This window comes from Pontimicrobium sp. MEBiC01747 (assembly GCF_053601635.1).
The window spans coordinates 1-1,944 of sequence record NZ_JBSHNS010000584.1; the positions used below are offsets into that span (position 1 = coordinate 1).

Consider the following 1,944-nt stretch of genomic DNA (forward strand, 5'->3'; position numbering starts at 1 on the left):
TGTTCTACCTTAAACATAATTTTCAATTTACTGGAATCACTAAAAATGGGATTTTAATATGCAGACCAATAACCTTAATATTTTGTTTAAATAACAAACGTTCTAAAAAAGAATGTTTTCTTCTTGTCATTGCTAATAACTCTATATGGTTATTACTAATATAGTGAGCAATAGCATCTGGAACGTCTTCGTCTGCTACTTCTTTGAAATCGTGTTTAATATTTCGGAAATATTCATTTATCTTGTCTCGGTTTTCGCGTTGTACTTTAGATAATTCGATTTCATTTGAAATATGAAGTGTATGAACCGTAGCTTCATTTAAAGCTGCTAGCTCAATAATAGATTGGACGTCTTTTTTTGTATAGGTGTGTTTGTAATCACTTGGAAATAATACATTGTCTATGTATTTGAAATGGAAACTTTCAGGTATTGCTAAAACTGGACACATTGCTTTACGCATTACATACAAAGTATTGCTTCCAAATAAAACTTCTTGAGCGCCTGTAGCACCTTGTGTGCCCATAATTACTAAATCAATGTTTCGTTCTTCAATTTGTGTGTTAATTTCATCCGTTAGAATGTTATATGCAGAAATGGTGTTAAACTCGTGAATATCGTTTGGATAATTTTCAATAATACGCTCTAACAATCTGCGCAATTTGTCTTGAGAGTCTTGGTACACCAAATCTATCTCGTTCTTTAATGATTCTACACTTATTAAGCCAGTGCCAGCGTTAAAATCATATGCGTAAGCTGTTGGTGTATAAGTGTGTAGGAAATGAAATGTACACTTTTCCTGTTCGAAAAGATGAATGGCATATTTTATTGCATTATATGCATTTTCTGAAAAGTCTGTTGGGATAAGAATATTTTTCATAAGTGCGTATTTTAATTATATGTTAAAAAATCGATTAAATGCTATTGATAATAATATGTAGCCTAACCCCATAAATATGAGAAGACCACCAAATAAATCTGAAAGTATAATTCCTGAAATATAGGGGTGTAATAGAACTAACCATCCAAAAATGAAGATTACATTTCCAAATAGAAATTGTGGCCAAGATTTTTTGAAATTGCGAGTCGTTGCTATGGCAGATTCTAATAACCCACTCATAATAGCCCAAAAACCAATTATAAATGAAAGTATGTTTAAAGATATTTCTGGATGAATTAAAAGTATCAAACCAAAAACAGCATCCATTATCCCATTGAGTACTATCCAGCTTTTTCGATTGTTTTCTTTTTTCAATTTAAAGCCTGTAATTAATAAATATGTACCTCTTACCACTAGTGCTACACCAAAATATAAAGTTAAGACAGTTACTGTCTCCATTGGTTTTATAACTACTAGAATACCCAAAGCGATAAGAGCTAGCCCTTTTATTATAGCCAATGCGATATGTGTTTTTGATTTCATTTTTTTGAGATTAAATTATTTATTACTTAAAAAAGAAGAATACATCCAGACCAGTTTTTCTTGTTCTCTTATATTATCACTCATCTGCGAATTAGTACCTTCGTCTTCAATCTCTGCAGAAAGCGACAGGATACGACGTTGTTTAGTAAGTAACACTTTAAAAGCTTCCAGAATTTGGGCAACAGAATTATAAGGATCTGTTACCTCATTGGTTTCTTTTATAGATGCTTCATTTAAGTAAGTTGAATATTTGTGGTTTGGTATATGACCTAATGTTAAAACCCTCTCAGCTACATCATCAATTTTAATAAAAAGAGTGTTATATAATTCTTCAAATTTTATATGTAACTCAAAAAATTTATCTCCTTTGATATTCCAATGGTAACCACGAACATTTTGATAAAACGTCGAATAATTAGCTAACAAATCATTTAGTAGTATGGCTAGTTCACTAGTCTTTTTAGGGTCGAGACCAATATTATTTAATTTTTTCATTAGTATACTTTTCTTAGTTATCTAATCTT

The 1,944-nt window shown here is 30.7% G+C and carries 3 protein-coding genes; all 3 read right to left on the reverse strand.

Features of this window, described 5'->3' with window-relative positions; translation table 11 throughout:
• Positions 1-22: 22 nt before the first annotated feature.
• From ACVC2P_RS19605 to ACVC2P_RS19615, 3 genes are read right to left on the reverse strand one after another with little or no spacing between them, the layout of a single operon-like run.
• Entirely contained in the window at positions 23-877 is an 855-nt protein-coding gene (locus ACVC2P_RS19605) for a universal stress protein (RefSeq protein ID WP_452600141.1), read from the reverse strand.
• Between the two features lie 15 nt (positions 878-892).
• Positions 893-1,420 (reverse strand): HdeD family acid-resistance protein, encoded by a 528-nt coding sequence (locus ACVC2P_RS19610; RefSeq protein ID WP_452600142.1) that lies wholly within the window; start codon positions 1,418-1,420, stop codon positions 893-895.
• 15 nt (positions 1,421-1,435) lie between these two features.
• On the reverse strand, positions 1,436-1,915 hold the full coding sequence (locus ACVC2P_RS19615; RefSeq protein ID WP_452600143.1) for a Dps family protein: 480 nt from the start codon (positions 1,913-1,915) through the stop codon (positions 1,436-1,438).
• Positions 1,916-1,944 lie beyond the last annotated feature (29 nt).